The sequence below is a fragment of the Streptomyces paromomycinus genome (assembly GCF_003865155.1).
Lineage (GTDB): Bacteria > Actinomycetota > Actinomycetes > Streptomycetales > Streptomycetaceae > Streptomyces > Streptomyces chrestomyceticus.
The window spans coordinates 4940877-4960660 of the sequence record NZ_BHZD01000001.1; the positions used below are offsets into that span (position 1 = coordinate 4940877).

Consider the following 19784-nt stretch of genomic DNA (forward strand, 5'->3'; position numbering starts at 1 on the left):
GAAGTGAGAGTTGTATAAGCCAACTACTCGATGCTGAGCGACTAGCTTGAGAAGGCACGACGCATGAGTTCGGTCCGACGTCCTGACCACCACCGCCCCGATCACCGAGCCGATCTGCGGCACGTCCTGACCCACCTGGTCACCCCGTTGCTGATGTGCATCGGGATGGGCCTGGCCTACCTGGGGGCGTTCGCGCACCCCGAGCCGCACCACCTGCCCGTCGCCGTGGTCGGTTCGGGATCCCAGGCGCAGGTGCTCGCCCAGTCGATCAGCGACAAGGCGCACGGCGGCCTGGACGTCCGCACCGTCGACAGCCGGGCCGAGGCCGTGGACCAGCTGAAGCACCAGGAGATCTTCGGCGCGTACGTCATGGACACGCACGCCTCCGGCGGTGGCGCACCGGCCGGGACGAGCGGCGGGGCGTCGGCCCCGAAGGACGGCGCGCCGACGGCGAAGAATGGCCCCGGGGCTGCCGTGAAGAACGACGGCGGCGCGGCCGTGAAGAACGACGGCGCGACCGCCGCCGGTGCGAAGGCGGCACCGGAACTGGTGGTCGCGACCGCCGGCTCCGACACCACGGCGACCGTGGTGCAGAAGATCTTCACCCCCGTCGCGGCCCAGCAGGGCACGCCGCTCAAGGTCACCGACGTCGCTCCGCCGGCCGAGGACGACCCGACAGGCCAGGGCCTCTTCTTCCTGATGGTCGCGATCAGCATCGGTTCGTACGCCTCGGTCGCGGTGATCGGCGGCGCCGGTGCCGTCCTGCCGATCCGGCTGCGCGCGGCGCTGGCGGTCGGTACCTCCTTCGTGGTCAGCATCCTCGGCACGCTCTTCGCCGGGCCGGTCTTCCACCTCGTGGACCACGGGATGTGGGGGCTGTGGTCCATGGCCTGGCTGTACTCGGCGGGCATCCTGCTGATCGGTACCGGCCTGCACACGTTCCTCAAGCGCTGGACCACGCTGGGCGTCATGGCGCTGTTCGTGATGCTCAACTTCACCTCGGCGGGCGGTGTCTTCCGCCCCGAGCTGCAGAACGGTTTCTTCGCCTCCCTCCACGCGTTCTGGAACGGCGCCGGCTTCGTCGAGGGCACCCGCAGCCACGTCTACTTCGACAACAACGGGCTGGCCGGGCACGTCTGGACGCTGGTGCTGTGGCTGGTCGTGGGCTTCGTGATGATCGGCGTGGCATCCCTGGCCGAGGCGCGCCGCCGGCGCGCGGCGGCTGCCGCGGCACAGAACGCGACGGCCGTGGCCGCAGCCGCCGTGGCCGCAACGGTGCCGGAACGCCGCCCCGCCCGTGCCGCGGGGGCCGGCGACGGCGAGAACGCGGAGCGGGCCGGGCGGTCCGAGGCGGCTGAGGAGGCCGAGGAGGAGATGGAAGAGGCAGTCGGGGTCTGAACCGATCGAGTCGACCGGGATGAACAAGTCGTTCCGGTCGGCTGCGTTGGCGGGGCTGGCCGGGCGGTCCTAGGCGGCTGAGGGGGCCGGGATGAACAAGTCGTCCCGGTTGACCGAGTTGGCGGGGCTGGCCGGGCGGCCCGAACTGGCTGAGTGAAACGCTCGATCCGACCGGGCGGAGCGGGCCGACCGGGCGGAGCGGGCGGAGCGGGCCGAACGGGCCGAGTGAACGCTCGATGCATCCGGGCCGAGCGAGTCACAAGGCATCCGCAACAGGCGCCCGCCCCATCCCGCCCCGGTCCCGATCCTTCCCCTGTCCCGAGCCCGCCCCACAGCTCCGTCCCACGGCTCCACCCCACAGGTCCATCCCGCGCATATTCGTCACACAGAGTTATCCACAGGCCCTGCCGCAAGGCGGGGTCTGTCTGTACCGTCGTGAACACGCGACGGAGGCAGCGCCCCGGCGACCGGCGGCAGAACACCGGTTCCGTGGACGTTCCGACGCGGTCGGACGACGGAGTCCGGGGCCGGGGCAGGGGTACGGAGGGGGAGGTGGCGGCGATGACGCGATTGCCGTACGTAACGGGGTTCGCGAAGCCGGACGCGCGGGGACCGGCGCCGAAGGCGGTCGGCAAGGCGCTCCGGGAGCGGGCACCACGTTCCGCGCACAGCCGGTTCACGCCGGATGCCGGGCGGCCTGACGCGGTGACGACCGTCGAGGAGTCCAACGCCGGACGTCTTCCGGAACTGGTGCCCATACGGGTCGGCCGCATGGCTACCAGCCCCTTCGCCTTCCTCCGCGGAACCGCCGGCCTGATGGCGTACGACCTGATGACCACCCCGGTGACCGGCATCGGCGCGCAGATATGCGGTGACGCACACGCGGCCAACTTCGGTCTCTACGGCGACGCCCGCGGCAAGCTGGTGATGGATCTCAACGACTTCGACGAGACGTTGTACGGGCCCTGGGAGTGGGACCTGAAGCGGCTCGTGGCCTCGTTGGTGCTGGCCGGCCGGGAGGCGGGGGCGAGTGAGGAGCAGTGCCGTGAGGCGGCCCGGGACGCGGTGGGTGCGTACCGTCGCACGATGCGGCTGCTGGCGGGCATGCCGGCCGCCGACGCCTGGAACGCGATAGCCGACGAGGAACTGGTCTCCCACGCGGACGCCCGCGACCTGCTGGGCACGCTGGAGCGGGTGGTGGCCAAGGCACGGAAGAACACCAGCGCGCGGTTCGCGGCGAAGGCGACGGAGGAGATATCCGGCGGCGGCAGGAGGTTCGTGGACGCCCCGCCCGTACTGCGGCGCATACCCGACGCGGAGGCCGCCGCGGTGGTCTCCGCGCTCGCCGACTACCTGGACACGCTGCCGGAGGACAGGCTCCCGCTGCTCGCCAGGTACGAGGTGCAGGACGTGGCGTTCAGGGTGGTGGGAACGGGGAGTGTGGGCCTGCGCTCCTACGTCGTGCTGCTGCTCGATCACCGCGGTCAGCCACTGGTGCTCCAGGTGAAGGAGGCGAAGAGTTCGGCGCTGACCCCGTACGTGGAGAAAGCCGGTTTCCCCGCGCCGGTGGTCGCACACGAGGGCCGTCGGATCGTACGCGGACAGCGGCACATGCAGGTGGTGAGCGACAGTCTGCTTGGCTGGACAACGGTGTACGAGCCGCACGCGGGGAGCGGTAGGGGCGGTGGTGATGCGGGCGAGCAGGTGGCTCAGGCACGTGAGCGGGGGCTTGGCGAGGGCAGGGGCGAGGAGGGGGCTGAGGGGCGGACTGAGCAGTGGACCGAGGCGTGGTCGGTAGGACCTGAGGCGCAGGACGAGAGGGGACGTGAGCTGCGGCCGGAGACGCGGCTCGATACGGGGCTCGCGACTCGGGGTGGGTTGCGGGACGTCAGGGAGAGCGCGCTGTGGAGTGTGGGGCGGGATGAGCCTCGGGGGCAGGTGGGGTTTGAGGCGGGGGACGGAAGGCGTGGCGAGGCGTGGGCAGGGCCTGGGGCGGGGGCATCGGCCGAAGAACTGGGGAAGCCGGGCGACGGACTGAGGGCTGGGGCGACAGCTGAAGGGGCAGGGGAGACGTGGGTTGGGCCGCGAGCTGAGGCGTCGGCTGAAGGGGTGGGGCGGGCGTGGGCCGGGCCGGGGAGCCGGGCATCGGCTGAGGGCGTGGGCGAGACGTGGGCTGAGCCGTGTGCCGAGGGCTGTAGCGACGCGGTGGTCGAGGAGCGTGGTGGGGCGCGGGCTGTGGGGTGGGGTACGGGCTGGGGTGATGGCCATGACGGGGCGTGGGATGCGGGCCACGGCGAGGCGTGCGGCGTAGAGAGTGGTGGGTCGGGGCGTGAGGGGCATGGTGGGGCGTGGGGCGTGGGGCGTGGCGGGGCGGAGAGTGTGGGGCGTGGTGGGGCGGGCAGCGAGAGGCAGGGCGAGGGTGGGGCGGGGAGCGAGGGGCCGAGCGGGGCGTGGGGGCAGAGGCGGAGTGGGGCGTGGGGTGGGGCGCGGGGCGAGGGTGAGCCGTCGGGCCGGTGGCGGGCTGAGCGGTGGGCGGAGGCACGACACGAAAGGCGGGGCGGGGGGCGGGGGGAGGGGGCGGGGAGGCCCTACCAGGTGCGGCAGTTCCGGAACCGTAAGGGCAGCGTCGACCCGGCCGCCCTCGCCGGCGACCAGATCGACGACTACGCACGGATGACGGGCGCCTTGCTGGCCCGGGCGCATGCGCACAGTGCCGATCCGCGGGTGGTGGCGGGGTACTGCGGCAAGGGCGAGGCGTTGGACGAGGCGCTGGCCGATTTCGCGGTGGCCTACGCGGACCGTACGGAGGCGGACCACGCGGAGTTGGTCGCGGCGATCAGGGCGGGGCGGATAGCCGCGGAGACGGGAGTCTGAGCGGAGCCGGGCCGGGTCGTAGGGTGGCCGGGTGACGAACTCGCAGGCGGAGAACGCGCAGGACGGCCAGGACGCACACGCTGACCACGGGATCGCGGGGCATGCGACCCACGTGACGCAGGGGGGACAGCGGGCCCAGGTGGGTCAGGAGGGCCAGGCCGGTGTGGAGGGCCATGCGGGTGTGGGGGGGCAAGCCGGTGTGGGAGGCCAAGTGGGTCTGACGGGTCAGGCGGCCGATGTGGCACAGGGCGGCCACGCCGGCCTTGGCGCCCCGGGTGAGCCTGGGGCTCGCGTTGAGGGGCAGGGCCCCCACCCTGCCCAGGTCCCCCACTCCGCCCAGGGCGACTATCGGGTCCAGGGCCCCCACCCTGCCCAGGTCCCCCACTCCGCCCAGGGCGACTATCGGGTCCAGGGCCCCCACCCTGCCCAGGTCCCCCACCCCGTCCAGAGCGACTATCGGGTCCAGGAGCCCCTCCCTGCCCAGAGCCCCCACTCCGCCCAGGACGACTACGGAGTCCAGGGCCCCTACCCCGCCCAGGACGACTACCGAGTCCCGGTCCCCCACCCCGCCCAGAGTCCCCATCCCGCCCAGATCACTCACTCCGCCCAGGGTGACTACCCCGCCCAAGGCAACCACCCGGTCCAGGGCGGGTATGCCGAAGCCGGATACGAGGGCGTCGGTCACACAGTTCAGGCGGGCGAGAGCGGATATTCGGTGCAGGGCGGCCAGGAGGGCTGCATGGGTTACGAGGGGCCGATGGGGCATGGTTTCCCCGTCGAGCAGACAGCCTTCGTAGGTCAAGGAGCCCCTGCGGGTCAGACTGCCCCTGCGGGTCAGGCTTTCCCTGCGGGTCAGGCTGACCCCGCAGACCAGGCTGCCCCCGTGGGGCACGGAGGCCCCGTCGGACAGGGAGACCCGGAGAGCCAAGGAGTGCCTGAGGGGATGGAAACAGCAGAGGGGACGGGAGCCACGGGGCATCAGGGTGGCTCGGACGTGCCGGCTCAGGACTCGCATGCCTCGGCTCAGGGTCAGGGTTCGTCTTTCGATGCCGGTGCCGGTTCCGGTGCCGGTTCCGGTGCCGGAAACGCGCACGACGGCGGTGGCGCGGGCGGGGCCTCGACGGGGCGGTTGGCGCAGGCTGTGGAGGCGGCGGAGCAGGCGTTGATCGAGTTCGAGATCGCGGTGGAGACCTTCCGGGTGGAGGTGGAGAACTTCTCCCGGCTGCACCATCAGCGCCTCGGCCCCATGTACGCGCGGCTGGACGAGCTGGATGCCCGGATCGCCGAGGCGATCGCTGCTCGTACGGGTGATCCCGAGGACGTACGCAAGGCGCGGGAGGCGCGGGCGTCGGTGCTGCCGATGCCCGATGTCGAGGAGCTCTTCCACGGGTGGATGGGGTCCGAGGGCCTGTACCCGGAGGCCGAGGCGATGCTCAACGAGCAGCCGGTCCGGCCGCCGCAGAAGGTGCGGCCGAGCGAGGAGGCCCGCCGGGTCTACCGTGACCTGGTGCGCAAGGCCCATCCCGACCTGGCGCGCGACGAGGCCGAGCGGGGCCGCAGGGACGCGTTCATCATGCGGGTCAACGCCGCGTACGGGGCCGGGGACGAGGCGGCGCTGCGCGAGCTGGCCCGTGAGTGGGAGGCCGGCCCGGTGCCGCGGGAGCAGCGGACGGGCGAGAGTGAGGAGCTCTACGCGCGGCTGGAGTGGCTGGCGGAGCGTAAGGAGATGCTCGCGGTGATCGCCGCCGAGCTGGAGGACAGTGCGATCGGCGCGATGATCAAGATGGCGCCCGAGGACCCGGACGCGCTGCTGGAGGAGATCGCCGAGAAGCTGTTGGCGGATGTGGCCGAGCGCGAGGCGTACCTGGCGCAGCTGGTCGGGTAGCGTCGGGTCCATGCATTTCGGTTCTCTTCCCACGGTCACGGTCGACGCGTTGACGTCCGACGACTTCCTTCTGGACGTCCGGGAGGACGACGAGTGGGAGGCGGGGCATGCCGAAGGCGCACTGCACATCCCGATGAGCGAGTTCGTCGGCCGGTACGGCGAGTTGACGGAGCGGGCGCCCGACGGCGGCAAGGTCTATGTGCTGTGCCGGGTCGGTGGCCGTTCCGCGCAGGTCGCCCAGTACCTGATCCAGCAGGGCATCGACGCGGTGAACGTCGACGGCGGGATGCAGGCGTGGGAGGCTGCCGGCCGCCCGGTGAAGGACAGCAAGGGCGAGCCGGGCGCGGTCGTCTGACCTGCCGCGTCCAGTCGGCCGCTCAGCCGAGGGCGTGGGCGGCCAGCAGGTCGCCCAGGGCTTCTTCGTGTGCGGCGGCGGGGCCGAGCGAGAGTTCGAGCTGCTTCGCCCACGCGTGGTACCGGTGCAGTGCGTAGTCGGTGTCCGCGCCGAAGCCCCCGTGCAGGTGCTGTGCGGTCTGCACGACGCGGCGTACGCCTTCCGATGCCCAGATTTTGGCCACCGCGACATCCCCTGCCGGCGGCAGCGCACCGTTCGCGCCGCTGCTGATGCGCCACGCGGCCTGCCAGAGGGTGGCCTCCATGGCCCGCAGGTCGATGTAGCGGTCGGCGGCCTGGACGGCGACGGCCTGGAAGGTGGCGACGGGGAAGCCGAACTGTTCGCGTTTTGACGTGTAGGCACTGGTCATGGCCAGTACGGCTTGGCCGAGGCCGAGGGCCAGCGCGCACGTGCCGGTGGTGAGAAGGTTGCGCAGCCATTCCCAGGCGCCGGGAGCGGTGATCATCTCTTCGTCGCGGAGCTGTACGGAGTCCAGGTGGACTTCCGCGTGGCGTTCGCCGTTGGTGGAGGTCTGGTCGTCGAGGCGGACGCCGTTCTGGAGGCGGGGTACGAGAGTGAGTACGGCGGTTCCGTCGCCGGTGTGGGCGGGGACGAGGACGCGGTCGGCGCTCTGCGCCCAGGGGACGGCGGTCTGCATGCCGTCGAGGACCCAGCCGGTTTTTTCGCGGCGCGCGGTGACGGCGAGTTCGGCGGGGTCGTGGCCGGTGCGTCCGGCAGCGGCGACCGTGAGGACCAGTTCGCCGCGTCCGGCCCGGGGCAGCAGGTCGGCGCGCAGCGCGTCGGTGGCGTAGGTCTGGACAGTGAGGGCCGCGGCGCTGTTCTCCAGCAGCGGTACGCGGGCGAGCACCCTGGCGGACTCGCGCAGCACCAGGCAGAGCGCGATGGGATCCAGGCCCGCACCGCCGTACTCCGGGGCGAGTACCAGGCTCAGCAGGTCGGCGTCGGCCAGCTTGCGCCACAGGGGGCGGTCGATGTCCTCGGCCACGGCTCCGGCGGTGAGGGCGGGGCTCGGCACGCTGTCGGGAACGACGTCCGCGAAGACGGCCTCGGCCGCCTCGACGGCCGCCTGCTGCTCCTCGGTGAAGGTGAAGTCCACTGTCCTGTCCTCCCGCGGGCCTGCACGGTGACTGCCTGACGGGTCGTCAAGTGGTCGTCAAGTTAGAACAGGTTGCAGTATTTGGGAATGGGGTCAGCGGTCGAAGTCCAGCTCGACCTCCTCCGTCACGGGATGCGACTGACAGGCGAGTACGTATCCCGACGCGACTTCCTCGTCCTCCAGAGCGTAATTGCGGTCCATACGGACCTCACCCGACACCAGGAACGCGCGGCAGGTGCCGCAGACGCCTCCCTTGCAGGCGTACGGTGCGTCGGCCCGGTTGCGCAGCACGGTTTCCAGCAGCGGCTCACCGTCCAGGACCGGCCAGCTGCCCGCCCGGCCGTCCAGGGTGGCGGTCACGGTGCTGTGCGCGGGGGCGCGGAGCGGCGGGCCGCCGGGGAGAGAGGCGGAGCCTCCCGCAACCGGGGTGCCCGCGATCGTGGCGTCCGCTGCTGCGAGATCCGTGGAGACGGTGTCCGCGAGGGCGGCTTCCGCCGGCGTGGGCTCGGATATGTGGAAGATCTCTTCGTGGATGCGGTTCCGGGGGACTTGAAGGGCGCGCAGGGCGCGTTCCGCGGCCTGGACGAGGCCGTACGGGCCGCACAGGTACCAGCCGTCGACGGATGCCACGGGCAGCAGGGCGGGCAGCAGCGCGCGGAGCCGTTCCTCGTCCAGCCGGCCGGAGGGCAGGCCCGACTGCTGGTCCTCGCGGGAGAGGACGGAGACGAGCTGGAAGCGTTCCGGGAAGCGGTCCTTGAGGTCGGCGACCTCCTCCAGGAACATCGTCGACGCTGCCGTACGGTCGCTGCGGACCAGGCAGAAACGGGCGTCCGGCTGACGGGTCAGCAGCGTCGCGACGATGGACAGCACCGGTGTGATGCCGCTGCCGCCGACGATGCCGACGAAGTGCCCGGGACGGGGTTCCAGGACGAAGCGCCCGGCCGGCGCCATGACGTCGACGGTGTCACCGACGGCCAGTTCCTTGAGCGCGTAGGTGGAGAACTCGCCGTCCTCGACCAGGCGTATCCCCACCCGCAGTACGGGATCGTCCGTGGCCGGGGTGCAGATCGAGTACGTACGGCGGATTTCCCGGCCGTCCACCGTGCGGCGCAGTGCGATGTGCTGGCCCGGGACGTGCCGGAAGGCCGTGCGCAGCTCCGGCGGCACCTGGAAAGTGACGGCGACGGCGTCGTCCGTGAGCCGTTCGATCTCCGCGACCCGGAGCGGGTGGAACATCACAACTCCTTGAAGTGGTCGAACGGTTCGCGGCAGGTCTCGCAGCGGCGCAGTGCCTTGCAGGCGGTGGAGGAGAACCGGCTGAGCAGCGTGGTGTCGGTCGATCCGCAGTGCGGGCAGCGGATGGCCAGCGTCACCGGTACGGGTCCGCCGGCCCGGCCGGTGGGGCGTGGCGGAGCTATGCCGTACTCGGTCAGCTTGCGGCGGCCCTCGGCCGTGATCGCGTCGGTCGTCCACGGCGGGTCGAGGACCGTACGCACCTCGACCTGGGGGACGCCGTTGTCGTGGAGGACGCGTTCGATGTCGGCGGACATGGTCTCGACGGCGGGGCAGCCCGTGTACGTCGGGGTGAGTTCGACCTCCACCTGTCCGGGGCCGGTCAGCCGCAGCCCGCGGAGGACGCCCAGTTCGGCCAGGGTGACGACCGGCAGCTCCGGGTCGGGTACGGAGCCGGCCAGGGCCCGCAGCCGTTCTTCGAGGGTGGTGGTCACCATGTCGCCCCCGGGTGGCTCCGGTGCAGGTGCTGCATCTCGGCGAGCATCCGGCCGAACGGTTCGGTGTGCAGCCCTTGGCGCCCGGCCCCCGCGGTCCAGGCGCCGCGGCTCGGGCCCTCGGGGACGGTGAGGGTGGCGCGCGTCAGGACGGATTCGATGCGGGTGGTCCAGGCGTCGTGCAGGGCGGGCAGGTCGACGTCCAGCCCCGGCACGGGCTCGAAGAGCTCGCCGGTGAAGCGCCACAGGGCGGTCAGGCCGCGTTGTATCCGCTCGTGGCTCTCCTCGGTGCCGTCACCCAGGCGCAGGGTCCACTGCTCGGCGTGGTCGCGGTGGTAGGCGACCTCCTTGACCGCCTTCGCTGCCAGTGGGGCCAGCGGGGAGCCCCCGGAGGCCAGTTGGCCGTACAGCAGCTCCTGGTAGGTGGAGAAGTACAGCTGACGGGCGATGGTGTGGGCGAAGTCGCCGTTGGGCTGCTCGACGAGCTGGCAGTTGCGGAAGGCCCGTTCCTCGCGGAGGTAGGCCAGTTCGTCCTCGTCGCCGGCGAGGGAGAGCAGGACGCGGGCCTGGCCGAGGAGGTCCAGCGCGATGTTCGCGAGGGCCACCTCTTCCTCCAGAACGGGGGCGTGCCCGGCCCATTCACCCAGGCGGTGGGACAGGACGAGGGCGTCGTCACCGAGGGCCAGGGCCGGGGCAGCGGCGGCGACGTCCCGGGCGAGGGAGCCCGCGGGGGCGGGCGCCGCGGCGGCGCTGTCGGCGGTGGCCGGAGCCTGTGCTGTCGGTACGGGCTTCACAGGTGCTGCACCCCGTCCGGGATCTCGTAGAAGGTCGGGTGGCGGTAGGGCTTGTCGGCGGCCGGTTCGAAGAAGGAGTCCTTCTCGTCCGGGGAGGAGGCGGAGATCGCGGCGGACGGGACCACCCAGATCGAAATGCCTTCCGAGCGGCGGGTGTAGAGATCGCGGGCGTTGCGCAGGGCCATCTCGGCGTCCGGAGCGTGCAGGCTGCCCGCGTGGGTGTGGGACAGTCCGCGCCGGCTGCGGACGAAGACCTCCCACAGGGGCCAGTCGGTGGGCTTCGCCGTGGGCGCGGCCGGTGTGCTGCCCCGGGGAGCGGTGGGCGCACCGCCCGGTGTCGGCTGCGGCGTGGCCGGGTCCACTGATGCGGCCCCGGGCTCGGTGCGGTCTCCCGGCCCGGTCTGGCCCGCGGCCCCGCCCGGAGCCGGCCGGTTCTCCGGGTGCTCGCTGCGTTCCGTACCGGTCGTGGTCATCGGTTTCCCTCCCCGTGCTTGGCCGCGTACGCCGCCGCGGCGTCGCGCACCCAGGCGCCGTCTTCGTGGGCCCGGCGCCGCTGGCCGATGCGCTGGTCGTTGCAGGGGCCGTTGCCCTTGAGCACCTCGCGGAACTCGTCCCAGTCGATGGGGCCGAAGTCCCAGTGACCGCGCTGTTCGTTCCACGTCAGGTCGGGGTCCGGGAGGGTGAGGCCGAGCGATTCGGCCTGCGGGACACAGATGTCCACGAAGCGCTGGCGCAGTTCGTCGTTGGAGTGCCGCTTGATCTTCCAGGCCATGGACTGGGTGGAGTGCGCCGATTCGTCGTCGGGCGGGCCGAACATCATCAGCGACGGCCACCACCACCGGTCCACGGCGTCCTGTGCCATGGCGTGCTGGGCCTCGGTGCCGCGGCTCAGGGCCAGCAGGAGCTCGTAGCCCTGGCGCTGGTGGAAGGACTCCTCCTTGCAGACGCGGACCATGGCTCGGGCGTACGGGCCGTACGAACAGCGGCACAGCGGGACCTGGTTCGTGATCGCGGCGCCGTCCACCAGCCAGCCGATGGCACCGACGTCGGCCCAGGTCAGGGTGGGGTAGTTGAAGATGGACGAATACTTCTGGCGGCCGGAGTGCAGCTTGTCGAGCAGCTCGTCGCGGCTCGCTCCGAGGGTCTCGGCGGCGCTGTAGAGGTACAGGCCGTGACCCGCCTCGTCCTGCACCTTCGCCATCAGGATCGCCTTACGGCGCAACGACGGGGCCCGGGTGATCCAGTTCGCCTCCGGCTGCATCCCGATGATCTCGGAGTGCGCGTGCTGCGCTATCTGGCGTACCAGCGAGGAGCGGTAGGCGTCCGGCATCCAGTCACGCGGCTCGATGCGTTCGTCCGCGGCCACGGCGGCGTCGAAGGCCGCCTCCAGGGCCGCGAGGGACTCCTCGCCCGGCGCGATCGTCGTCATGTGATCCCCCTGCCTCCCGACCGACCGATCGTTCGGTTCAATGGTGTGGCCGCGCGTGCGGGGTGTCAAGCCTGTGGATAACTCAGGGGAGGGTGTGCCGCGTGGGGCCGCCTAGGTACGGTTCCGGAGCGGTGCAAAGCCGCTCGGGTTCAGGGAACGGGGCAGGAATGCAGCATTACGGGGACGAACCGCGGCCACCGGCCGCGCTCTCGCTACCGTCACGCGTCGTGACGACCGTCGTGGCGGGCGCCGTGACGCTGGCCGTCGCCGTCCACCTGGCGATGATGTTCCTGCACGTGGCACCGCCCAACACGCTGAGCAAGCAGCACAGCGAGTTGATCAACGACTACGTCTTCCCGGAGTACGAGCAGAACTGGAAGCTGTTCGCGCCCAATCCGCTCCAGCAGAACATCGCGGTGCAGGTGCGCGCCCAGGTGCGCACCGCGGGCGACGACCGGCTGACCACCGGCTGGACCGACCTGTCCGCCGTCGACGGCCGGGCCCTGCTGCACAACCCCGTACCGAGCCACACACAGCAGAACGAACTCCGCCGCGCCTGGGAGTACTACCTGAACACCCACGACGCGCAGAACCGCACTTCCGGCGCCCGGGGTGAGCTGGCCGAGCAGTACGTACGGCGGATCGTGATGCAGCGCATGAGCACGCAGTGGGCGGCGCGCGGCAAGGTCGAGCAGATCCAGGTGCGCTCGATGACGACGGCCGTCAGCCCGCCGTCGTGGAGCGCGGAGAAGATCAGCGAAAAGCCCAGGTACCGCGAGCTGCCCTGGTGGCCGGTCACCGCAGACGACCTGCCCGAAGGAGCGAAAATCCAGTGACAGCGCACAGGACGCCTCCGCAAGGGGCTTCGCAAGGGACTTCGGAAGAGGGGCGGGGCGCGGCGGACACCGGCTCACCGACCGCGCAGGCCCGTACGGAGACGGAACCCGCGGCGGCGAGCGGCCGTACGGACAGCGGCGCACCGACGGCAGCCGACGAGACCGGCACCGGCTCCCCGGCGACGACCACCGGTACCGGAGCCGGCGCCGCGCTGACGGCCGGCCGTACGGACAGCGGCACCCCTGCCGCGGCCGTCCCTGCCCAGAGCCGCACGGACAAGGACATGGGCACCGGCCTTCCCACGACGACCGTCCCGGCCCAGAGCCGGACGGAACGAACCGGTCCCCCCACCCAGGCCCGCACCACTTGGCCCGCCGTCCCCCCGCCCCCCGGTCTGCCCGCGGAGCCGCCCCCCGGGCCGGCCACCGGCGGCCCGGCCACCCAGACGCGCCCCCGCACCGACGAGACGCGCATCGAGCGCGCCTTCGGAAACGCCTTCAGGCGCGTCACGGGCACCGCCTTCGCCCCGTACCAGTCCGCCGTCCTCCGCATCGGGTTCGCGGCCACCTGGCTCTTCTTCCTGCTGCGGGAGTGGCCGTACCGGCATGAGCTCTACGGGCCCCACGGCCCCTGGAGCGGCGACATGGCGCGCCGGCTCCTCGACGGCAACGAGGCGTTCTCGGTCCTGACGTGGACCGACAACCGGGGCTGGTTCGAGCTCGTCTACGGGCTCGCCGTCGTCGCCGGTGCCCTGCTGCTGGTCGGCTGGCGGACCCGCACCATGTCTGTGCTGTTCATGGTGGGTGTGCTCTCGCTGCAGAACCGCAGCATCTTCATCGGGGACGGCGGCGACAACGTCCTGCACCTGATGGCGATATACCTGGTGCTGACCCGGTGCGGGCAGGTGTGGTCGCTGGACGCGCGCCGCGCGGCGAAGCGTGCCGGGCCGCCCGGTGGGGGGCCGGAGCGCGACGTCACCGGCCTCGTCCTGTGGGCGGTTCTGGGGTTGTTCCTCGCCGTCGCCCAGGTCCTGGGCCTGTCGGGCCTCTCCTGGTTCGGCCCCGGGCCCTTCCCGAACGTGGGCTGGGGCCTGATGTTCTGGGTGCTGTGGCTCTCCCACGGGGTGTGGTGGGCGGCGCGGAGGTACGCGCCCGGGGAGCCGCGCACCGTCCTCGACATGATCGGCAAGCTGATCCACAACGGTGCCCTGCTGGTGATCGTGGTCGAGGTCTGCCTGATCTACGCCACGGCCGGCTGGTACAAGATCCAGGGATCGCGCTGGCAGGACGGCACCGCGGTGTACTACCCGATGCACCTGGACTACTTCTCGCCCTGGCCCGAGCTGTCCCGGGTGCTCGCCGACAACGGCCTGATGATCATGCTGATCACGTACGGCACGGTGATCGTGCAGGTCGCCTTCCCCTTCACCCTCTTCAACCGCCGCCTGAAGAACGTGCTGCTGGTCGCGATGATCTGCGAGCACCTGTCGATCGCGTTCCTGCTCGGCCTGCCGTTCTTCTCGCTCGCGATGATCACGGCGGACGCGGTGTTCCTGCCGACGGTCTTCCTGGTGTGGCTGGGGGCCCGGATCACCTCCGTACGCGACCGGGTGCTCCCCCGCCGTACGGCGGTACGCGAGTGACGCCGTGGACGGAAGCGGCGGATGTCCGCCCGGCGGACAGTTGAGATAGTGGAGGAATGATCGAGAACGGGACCTCGGACGATCCGGTACGGCGCTGGCGCGCGAGCGCCGGCGATCCCGCCTCGGTCCTCCTGGACGGCTTCCACGCGCTGAAGCACGCCCTGCGCTTCGGCGGGGACGTACGGCATGTCCTGACCAGCGACAAGCCCGCTCTGCTGGCACTCGCCGGGGAACTCGCGGACGACCTGACCGGTGACCTCGACGTGCTGGCGGAGGAGGTTCCCGTGGCGGCACTGCGCACGCTCCTGCCGAAGGTGCACCCCACGGGTGTCGCGGCCCTCGCCGTTCGCCCCGACGCCGCGGCGAACCTGGCCAGGCTCCGCGAGATTCCGCGGCCCGCCCCCGTCGTGCTCCTGGAGAATCCGCGCAACCTGGGCAACATCGGTGCCGTCGTCCGCCTGGCGGCCGGTTTCGGCGCGACCGGCGTGGTCACCACCGGCTCGCTCGACCCCTGGCACCCCAACGCCGTACGGGGCAGCGCCGGTCTGCACTTCGCCGGCGCGGTGGAGCGCCTGACGCTGCCGGAACTGCCGCCCGGACCGGTCTATGCCCTCGACCCCGAAGGCGCGGACATCCGCTCCGTGACGTTCCCGGACGACGCGATCCTGGCCTTCGGGTCCGAGCGGCAGGGCATCTCGGACGAGCTGCGGGAGCGGGCATCGGCACTGGTCGCGGTGCCGATGCGGGCGCGGGTGTCCAGCTTCAACCTGGCCACGAGCGTGGCCATGGGCCTCTTCCACTGGATGTCCCGCGGCACGGCGGCCCCAGCCGCCCCGGCCGGGGTGACCGGAGCGGCCGCCGGGCCGACGCTCTTCTAGCTCTCCGAGGCCCTGGCTCACCTGGGCCCTGGCTCACCTGGGCTCTAGCTCTCCCGGGCGGGCCTGCGCACCTCCACCGTCCGGAAGCGGTCGGCCACGAACGCGCCGTCGCACAGGGCCGCGTTGGCCGCCGGGTTGCCGCCCGAGCCGTGGAAGTCGGAGAAGGCGGCGGTCTGGTTGACGTACACCCCGCCGGTCAGGTTGAGGGAGAGCTGCGCGCACTCCTCCAGGCACGCCTCTTCCACCAGCTTCTCCACCTCCCCGGAGGTGGTGTACGCGCCGACCGTCATCGCGCCCTTGACGCGGGTCGTGTGCCGCAGCAGGTCCACCGCGTCGGCGGCGGAGTCGACGGCCACCGCGAAGGAGACGGGGCCGAAGCACTCCGAGAGGTAGGCGGCATCGGCCCCCGCGCCCTCCCAGAGCTTGCGCGCGCCGTCCATCTTGACCATCACCGGCGTACGGACCGTGGCGTCGGGGAAGTCGGGGTTGGCCACCTCGCGGGAGGCCAGGGCCACCTCGCCCAGCCCCGAGGCCGCCTCGATCCGCTCCTTGACCTGCGGATTGACGATCGCGCCCAGCAGGGCGTTGGCCCGCGCGTCGTCGCCCAGCAGCTTGTCCACGGCGGTCGCGAGGTCGCCGACCACGTCGTCGTACGACTTGGGGCCGGCGTCCGTGGTGATGCCGTCGCGGGGGATGAGGAGGTTCTGCGGGGTGGTGCACATCTGGCCGCTGTACAGGGACAGGGAGAAGGCGAGGTTGCCGAGCATGCCCTTGTAGTCGTCCGTCGAGTCGATGACGACCGTGTTGACGCCGGCCTTCTCCGTGTAGACGCGCGCCTGGGGCGCGTTGGCCTCCAGCCAGTCTCCGAACTCGGTGGAGCCCGTGTAGTCGATGATGCGGACCTCGGGGCGCGTCGCGAGGGTCTTGGCCAGGCCCTCGCCGGGCCGGTCGACGGCCAGGGCGACCAGGTCGGGGGAGAACCCGGCCTCGGCCAGCACCTCGCGCGCCACCCGGACGGTGAGCGCGAGCGGCAGCACGGCCCGCGGGTGCGGCTTGACCAGGACCGCGTTGCCGGTGGCCAGGGAGGCGAACAGGCCCGGGTAGCCGTTCCACGTCGGGAAGGTGTTGCAGCCGACCAGGAGGGCGACGCCGCGGGGCACGGCCTTGAAGGACTTGGTCAGCTCCAGCGGGTCGCGCTTGCCCTGCGGCTTGGACCAGGCGGCCTGGTCCGGGGTGCGGACCTGCTCGGCGTAGGCGTACGCGACGGCCTCCATGCCGCGGTCCTGTGCGTGCGGCCCGCCCGCCTGGAACGCCATCATGAACGCCTGGCCGCTGGTGTGCATCACGGCCTGCGCGAACTCGTGGGTGCGCGCGCTGATCCGCGAAAGGATCTCCAGACAGACCAGGGCCCTGGTCTGCGGACCGGCATCGCGCCACGCGGGCATCGCCGCGCGCATCGCCGGCAGCAGCACGTCCGCGTCCGGGTGCGGGTAGCTGATGTTCAGTCCGATGCCGTACGGGGAGACTTCCTCGCCCGCCCAGTCGTCCGTGCCGGGCTGGTCCAGCTCGAAACGCTTGCCGCGCAGGGCGTCGAAGGCGGCCTGGCCGTCCGCCGCGGCGTTCTCCCCGTAGGCCTTGGGGTGCTCGGGGTGCGGGGACCAGTACGCGCGGGTACGGATCGCCTCCAGCGCCTGGTCGAGCGTCGGGCGGTGCTTTTCGAGCAGCTGCGCTGCGGTCAGTTCGGCGGCCATCGAAGACCAACTCCTCGTCGGGCGGACTGGGCCTGCCGTCTCAGGGCGCCCACCGCGTGACGCGGACGCCACGCCGGGAGAGCGACGCCTCTGCGAGGACAGGTCCGAGGACAGGGCTGGGCACCATTTCGGCGACGGGGCTAGAGTAACCGAACGATCGGTCGGGGCAAGAGGGTCCGGCGAACCTGTGGACAACTCCGTCGGGGGGGATCAGCCGTCATGACAGCCATCGAAGCGGGCCGTACCGTCGCGGTCGTCGGCACAGGCACCATGGGCCAGGGAATCGCGCAGGTCGCGCTGGTCGCGGGCCACCCGGTGCGGCTCTACGACGCGCTGCCGGGCCGGGCCGCCGAGGCCGCCGAGGTGATCGGGCGCCGCCTGGACCGGCTGGTGGAGAAGGGCAGGATGGCGCCCGCGGAGCGCGCGGCGGCCCGCGCACGCCTCACCCCCGCCACCGCGCTCCCCCAACTCGCCGACGCCGCCCTCGTAGTGGAAGCGATCCTGGAAGAACTGGGCGCAAAACAGGAACTGTTCGCCGCCCTGGAGGACGTGGTCGGCGAGGACTGCCTGCTGGCCACCAACACCTCGTCCCTGTCCGTGACGGCCGTCGCGGGCGCGCTCCGCCTGCCCGGGCGCTTCGTGGGCCTGCACTTCTTCAACCCGGCACCGCTCCTGCCCCTCGTCGAGGTCGTCAGCGGCTTCACGACGAACGCCTCGGCGGCCACCACCGCGTACGAGACGGCCGAGGCCTGGGGAAAGTCCCCCGTACGCAGCGCCGACACCCCCGGATTCGTCGTCAACCGCATCGCCCGCCCCTTCTACGCGGAGGCCCTGCGCGTCTACGAGGAGCGCGCCGCCGACCCGGCCACCGTGGATGCCGTGCTGCGCGGGTCCTGCGGCTTCCGGATGGGGCCGTTCGAGCTGATGGACCTCATCGGACAGGACGTGAACGAAGCCGTCACCCGATCGGTGTGGGAAGGCTTCTTCCGTGACCCGAAGTTCACGCCTTCGCTGGCGCAGCGGCGCCTGGTGGAGGCCGGTCTGCTGGGCCGCAAGACGGGCCGGGGCTGGTACGACTACGCCGACGGCGCCCCCGGGCAGCAGCCGCACACCGCGGAGCCCTGCCCGGCACCGGCGACCGTGACGGTGCACACGCACCTCGCCGGGCCGGCCGCCGTGCTCCAGGAGCTGGTCGAGGAGGCCGGCGTCAAGGTCAGCCGGGACCGCGTGCCGGAGGAGCACGAGGGCTGCATCCGGTTGCCGGGCGGCGCCCGCCTGGCGCTGACCGACGGCCACACCGCCACCGGGGACCCGTCCGGTCCCACGATCCGCTTCGACCTGGCGCTGGACTACCGGGCCGCGACCCGCATCGCCCTCGCGCCCGGTGCGGAGGCGTCCGAGCAGGACGTACGGGAGGCGGTCGGCCTCTTCCAGGCGCTCGGCAAGGAGGTGAGCGTCATCGACGACGTACCGGGCATGATCGTCGCCCGTACCGTCGCGACGATCGTGGACTTCGCCGCGGACGCCGAGGCGCGCGGCGTCGCGAGCCGCGAGGACATCGACACGGCCATGCGGCTCGGCGTGAACTACCCCGGCGGGCCCTCGGAGTGGGCCGCGCGCGTCGGCCGGCACTGGCTGTGCGACCTGCTGGAGACGCTGCGCCACCAGTACGCCGACGGCCGTTACGGACCGTCCCGGGCCCTGCGCCGCAGTTTGAAGCTGAACGGCCGGATGCTCTAATCATGACCATGGCCAAGCGCGACACCTACACGCCCGATTCGCTGCTGTCGGTCGCCGTCGAGGTGTTCAACGAGCGCGGGTACGACGGCACCTCCATGGAGCACCTCTCCCGGGCGGCCGGCATCTCCAAGTCCTCGATCTACCACCACGTACGCAGCAAGGAAGAGCTGCTGCACCGCGCCATAAGCCGGGCGCTGGACGGGCTCTTCGGGGTCCTCCAGGAACCCGGGGCGCGTACGGGGCGGGCCATCGAACGGCTGGAGTACGTGGCCAGGCGTGAGGCGGAAGTGTTGATGGAGGAGCTGCCCTACGTGACGCTGCTGCTGCGGGTGCGCGGCAACACGGACACGGAGCGCTGGGCCATGGAGCGTCGCCGGGACTTCGACGGCGAGGTCACCGAGCTGCTCAAGCAGGCCGCCGCCGACGGTGACCTGCGCGCGGACGTGGACGTCCGGCTGGCGACCCGCCTGCTCTTCGGCATGATCAACTCGATCGTGGAGTGGTACCGGCCGGGCCGGGGCGGCTCGGCGAACAGCGAGGAGGTCGCCGAGGCCGTGGTGCGGACGGCGTTCGCGGGGCTGCGGACCTGAGGCGGAGGCCCCGGGGCCGGCCGCCGACGTGGCCGCGACGTCCGCGAAACGCCGCAAGACGTCCGCAAGGCGTCCGCAAGACGTCCCCGAGGCGCCCCTGAGACGTCCCTGAACAGCCCGTCTAGCTCTGCTCGGCCCCCAGATCCGTCTCCTCGAAGACGAGCAGGGTGCGGGTGCTGAGCACCTCCGGGATCGACTGGATACGGGTGAGGACCAGTTCCCGCAGCTCCTGGTTGTCCTTGGTGTGCACTAACAGCAGGACGTCGAAATCGCCGCTGACCAGGGCGATGTGCGCGGCCCCCGGAAGCTCGGTGAGCTGCGCGCGGACCGTCCGCCAGGAGTTCTGCACGATTTTCAGCGTGACGTAGGCGGAGGCGCCCTGCCCGGCCCGTTCCTGGTCGATGCGCGCGCTGAAGCCGCGGATCACCCCGTCGTCGATCAGCCGGTTGATGCGCGCGTAGGCATTGGCGCGCGAAACGTGTACCCGCTCGGCGACGGAGCGTATCGAGGCGCGTCCGTCCGCCTGCAGCATGTTCAGGATCGCGCGGTCGATGGTGTCCAAGGGGCGGGCGGGGCGTTGCCCGCCACCGTTGGCCATCTGTTCGTCCGGCATACCGCCTCGCCTCCCCTGGATGGACGCCCTGTCCTCATCTCAGGCTGTGGAGAACCGATTGTCCACAGGCTGAGCCCGCCTGTAGCCAAAATGTGCCGACGACCGAACAATCGGT

General features: G+C 71.7%; 18 protein-coding genes. 9 read left to right on the forward strand and 9 right to left on the reverse strand.

Annotation, left to right across the window (positions count from 1 at the left end; genetic code table 11):
• The first annotated feature begins 63 nt into the window (after positions 1–63).
• Positions 64–1398 carry an ABC transporter permease gene (locus tag OEIGOIKO_RS20880; protein ID WP_125055323.1) on the forward strand — a complete coding sequence of 445 codons (1335 nt, stop codon included), beginning with the start codon at positions 64–66 and terminating at the stop codon, positions 1396–1398.
• A gap of 561 nt (positions 1399–1959) precedes the next feature.
• On the forward strand, positions 1960–4272 hold the full coding sequence (locus OEIGOIKO_RS42925) for a DUF2252 family protein (RefSeq protein ID WP_246177456.1): 2313 nt from the start codon (positions 1960–1962) through the stop codon (positions 4270–4272).
• Here the strand turns inward: OEIGOIKO_RS42925 and OEIGOIKO_RS43550 are convergent.
• Positions 4235–5038: a hypothetical protein gene (locus tag OEIGOIKO_RS43550; RefSeq protein ID WP_125055325.1), complete on the reverse strand. Its 804-nt coding sequence runs from the start codon at positions 5036–5038 to the stop codon at positions 4235–4237. The two genes, OEIGOIKO_RS42925 and OEIGOIKO_RS43550, sit on opposite strands and share 38 nt — an antisense overlap.
• A 177-nt stretch (positions 5039–5215) precedes the next feature.
• Here OEIGOIKO_RS43550 and OEIGOIKO_RS20905 point away from each other — a divergent pair, with 177 nt between their 5' ends.
• Both OEIGOIKO_RS20905 and OEIGOIKO_RS20910 read left to right on the forward strand, forming a co-directional pair.
• Entirely contained in the window at positions 5216–6157 is a 942-nt protein-coding gene (locus OEIGOIKO_RS20905) for a J domain-containing protein (protein ID WP_246177457.1), read from the forward strand.
• Positions 6158–6167: 10 nt separating this feature from the next.
• Entirely contained in the window at positions 6168–6512 is a 345-nt protein-coding gene (locus tag OEIGOIKO_RS20910) for a rhodanese-like domain-containing protein (RefSeq protein WP_125055326.1), read from the forward strand.
• A gap of 22 nt (positions 6513–6534) precedes the next feature.
• Here the strand turns inward: OEIGOIKO_RS20910 and OEIGOIKO_RS20915 are convergent, their stop codons facing one another.
• The 6 genes from OEIGOIKO_RS20915 to paaA form a co-directional block, all read right to left on the reverse strand.
• Positions 6535–7668 carry an acyl-CoA dehydrogenase family protein gene (locus OEIGOIKO_RS20915; protein ID WP_125055327.1) on the reverse strand — a complete coding sequence of 378 codons (1134 nt, stop codon included), beginning with the start codon at positions 7666–7668 and terminating at the stop codon, positions 6535–6537.
• Positions 7669–7761: 93 nt separating this feature from the next.
• On the reverse strand, positions 7762–8904 hold the full coding sequence (locus tag OEIGOIKO_RS20920; RefSeq protein ID WP_125055328.1) for a 2Fe-2S iron-sulfur cluster-binding protein: 1143 nt from the start codon (positions 8902–8904) through the stop codon (positions 7762–7764).
• Positions 8904–9398: a 1,2-phenylacetyl-CoA epoxidase subunit PaaD gene (gene paaD / locus OEIGOIKO_RS20925; RefSeq protein WP_125055329.1), complete on the reverse strand. Its 495-nt coding sequence runs from the start codon at positions 9396–9398 to the stop codon at positions 8904–8906. The genes OEIGOIKO_RS20920 and paaD overlap by 1 nt, the downstream gene beginning before the upstream one ends.
• Positions 9392–10189, reverse strand: a complete 798-nt coding sequence (gene paaC / locus OEIGOIKO_RS20930; protein WP_125055330.1) for a 1,2-phenylacetyl-CoA epoxidase subunit PaaC — start codon at positions 10187–10189, stop codon at positions 9392–9394. The genes paaD and paaC overlap by 7 nt, the downstream gene beginning before the upstream one ends.
• Positions 10186–10452 (reverse strand): 1,2-phenylacetyl-CoA epoxidase subunit PaaB, encoded by a 267-nt coding sequence (gene paaB, locus OEIGOIKO_RS20935; protein WP_030017804.1) that lies wholly within the window; start codon positions 10450–10452, stop codon positions 10186–10188. Before paaB ends, paaC begins: the two co-directional genes overlap by 4 nt.
• A 206-nt stretch (positions 10453–10658) precedes the next feature.
• Positions 10659–11618 (reverse strand): 1,2-phenylacetyl-CoA epoxidase subunit PaaA, encoded by a 960-nt coding sequence (paaA, locus tag OEIGOIKO_RS20940; protein WP_125055331.1) that lies wholly within the window; start codon positions 11616–11618, stop codon positions 10659–10661.
• 227 nt (positions 11619–11845) lie between these two features.
• Here paaA and OEIGOIKO_RS20945 point away from each other — a divergent pair, with 227 nt between their 5' ends.
• The 3 genes from OEIGOIKO_RS20945 to OEIGOIKO_RS20955 all read left to right on the forward strand — a co-directional run bounded on the left by OEIGOIKO_RS20945 (position 11846) and on the right by OEIGOIKO_RS20955 (position 14975).
• Complete coding sequence (locus OEIGOIKO_RS20945; RefSeq protein ID WP_371858947.1) at positions 11846–12454, forward strand: DUF5819 family protein; 609 nt, start codon at positions 11846–11848, stop codon at positions 12452–12454.
• A 284-nt stretch (positions 12455–12738) separates the two neighbouring features.
• Entirely contained in the window at positions 12739–14097 is a 1359-nt protein-coding gene (locus tag OEIGOIKO_RS20950; RefSeq protein ID WP_246178063.1) for an HTTM domain-containing protein, read from the forward strand.
• Between the two features lie 56 nt (positions 14098–14153).
• Positions 14154–14975 carry a TrmH family RNA methyltransferase gene (locus OEIGOIKO_RS20955; RefSeq protein ID WP_125055333.1) on the forward strand — a complete coding sequence of 274 codons (822 nt, stop codon included), beginning with the start codon at positions 14154–14156 and terminating at the stop codon, positions 14973–14975.
• A 44-nt stretch (positions 14976–15019) separates the two neighbouring features.
• Here the strand turns inward: OEIGOIKO_RS20955 and paaN are convergent, their stop codons facing one another.
• Complete coding sequence (gene paaN / locus OEIGOIKO_RS20960; protein ID WP_125055334.1) at positions 15020–16726, reverse strand: phenylacetic acid degradation protein PaaN; 1707 nt, start codon at positions 16724–16726, stop codon at positions 15020–15022.
• 219 nt (positions 16727–16945) lie between these two features.
• Between paaN and OEIGOIKO_RS20965 the strand changes: the two genes are divergently transcribed.
• Positions 16946–18466: a 3-hydroxyacyl-CoA dehydrogenase gene (locus tag OEIGOIKO_RS20965; protein ID WP_125055335.1), complete on the forward strand. Its 1521-nt coding sequence runs from the start codon at positions 16946–16948 to the stop codon at positions 18464–18466.
• 2 nt (positions 18467–18468) lie between these two features.
• Entirely contained in the window at positions 18469–19056 is a 588-nt protein-coding gene (locus OEIGOIKO_RS20970) for a TetR/AcrR family transcriptional regulator (RefSeq protein ID WP_125055336.1), read from the forward strand.
• A 121-nt stretch (positions 19057–19177) separates the two neighbouring features.
• Here the strand turns inward: OEIGOIKO_RS20970 and OEIGOIKO_RS20975 are convergent, their stop codons facing one another.
• A complete protein-coding gene (locus tag OEIGOIKO_RS20975) occupies positions 19178–19669 on the reverse strand; it encodes an Lrp/AsnC family transcriptional regulator (RefSeq protein WP_125055337.1) in 492 nt (163 codons plus the stop codon).
• Between the last annotated feature and the right edge of the window lie 115 nt (positions 19670–19784).

Coding starts and splice junctions, on each gene's coding strand:
- OEIGOIKO_RS20955 (WP_125055333.1), top strand. CDS start 14,154: ATGATCGAGAACGGGACCTCGGACGATCCGGTACGGCGCTGGCGCGCG.
- paaD (WP_125055329.1), bottom strand. CDS start 9,398: ATGGTGACCACCACCCTCGAAGAACGGCTGCGGGCCCTGGCCGGCTCC.
- OEIGOIKO_RS20950 (WP_246178063.1), top strand. CDS start 12,739: ATGGGCACCGGCCTTCCCACGACGACCGTCCCGGCCCAGAGCCGGACG.
- OEIGOIKO_RS20965 (WP_125055335.1), top strand. CDS start 16,946: ATGACAGCCATCGAAGCGGGCCGTACCGTCGCGGTCGTCGGCACAGGC.
- paaA (WP_125055331.1), bottom strand. CDS start 11,618: ATGACGACGATCGCGCCGGGCGAGGAGTCCCTCGCGGCCCTGGAGGCG.
- OEIGOIKO_RS42925 (WP_246177456.1), top strand. CDS start 1,960: ATGACGCGATTGCCGTACGTAACGGGGTTCGCGAAGCCGGACGCGCGG.
- OEIGOIKO_RS43550 (WP_125055325.1), bottom strand. CDS start 5,038: ATGCCCCATCGGCCCCTCGTAACCCATGCAGCCCTCCTGGCCGCCCTG.
- OEIGOIKO_RS20880 (WP_125055323.1), top strand. CDS start 64: ATGAGTTCGGTCCGACGTCCTGACCACCACCGCCCCGATCACCGAGCC.
- OEIGOIKO_RS20910 (WP_125055326.1), top strand. CDS start 6,168: ATGCATTTCGGTTCTCTTCCCACGGTCACGGTCGACGCGTTGACGTCC.
- paaN (WP_125055334.1), bottom strand. CDS start 16,726: ATGGCCGCCGAACTGACCGCAGCGCAGCTGCTCGAAAAGCACCGCCCG.
- OEIGOIKO_RS20920 (WP_125055328.1), bottom strand. CDS start 8,904: ATGTTCCACCCGCTCCGGGTCGCGGAGATCGAACGGCTCACGGACGAC.
- OEIGOIKO_RS20905 (WP_246177457.1), top strand. CDS start 5,216: ATGGAAACAGCAGAGGGGACGGGAGCCACGGGGCATCAGGGTGGCTCG.
- OEIGOIKO_RS20970 (WP_125055336.1), top strand. CDS start 18,469: ATGACCATGGCCAAGCGCGACACCTACACGCCCGATTCGCTGCTGTCG.
- OEIGOIKO_RS20975 (WP_125055337.1), bottom strand. CDS start 19,669: ATGCCGGACGAACAGATGGCCAACGGTGGCGGGCAACGCCCCGCCCGC.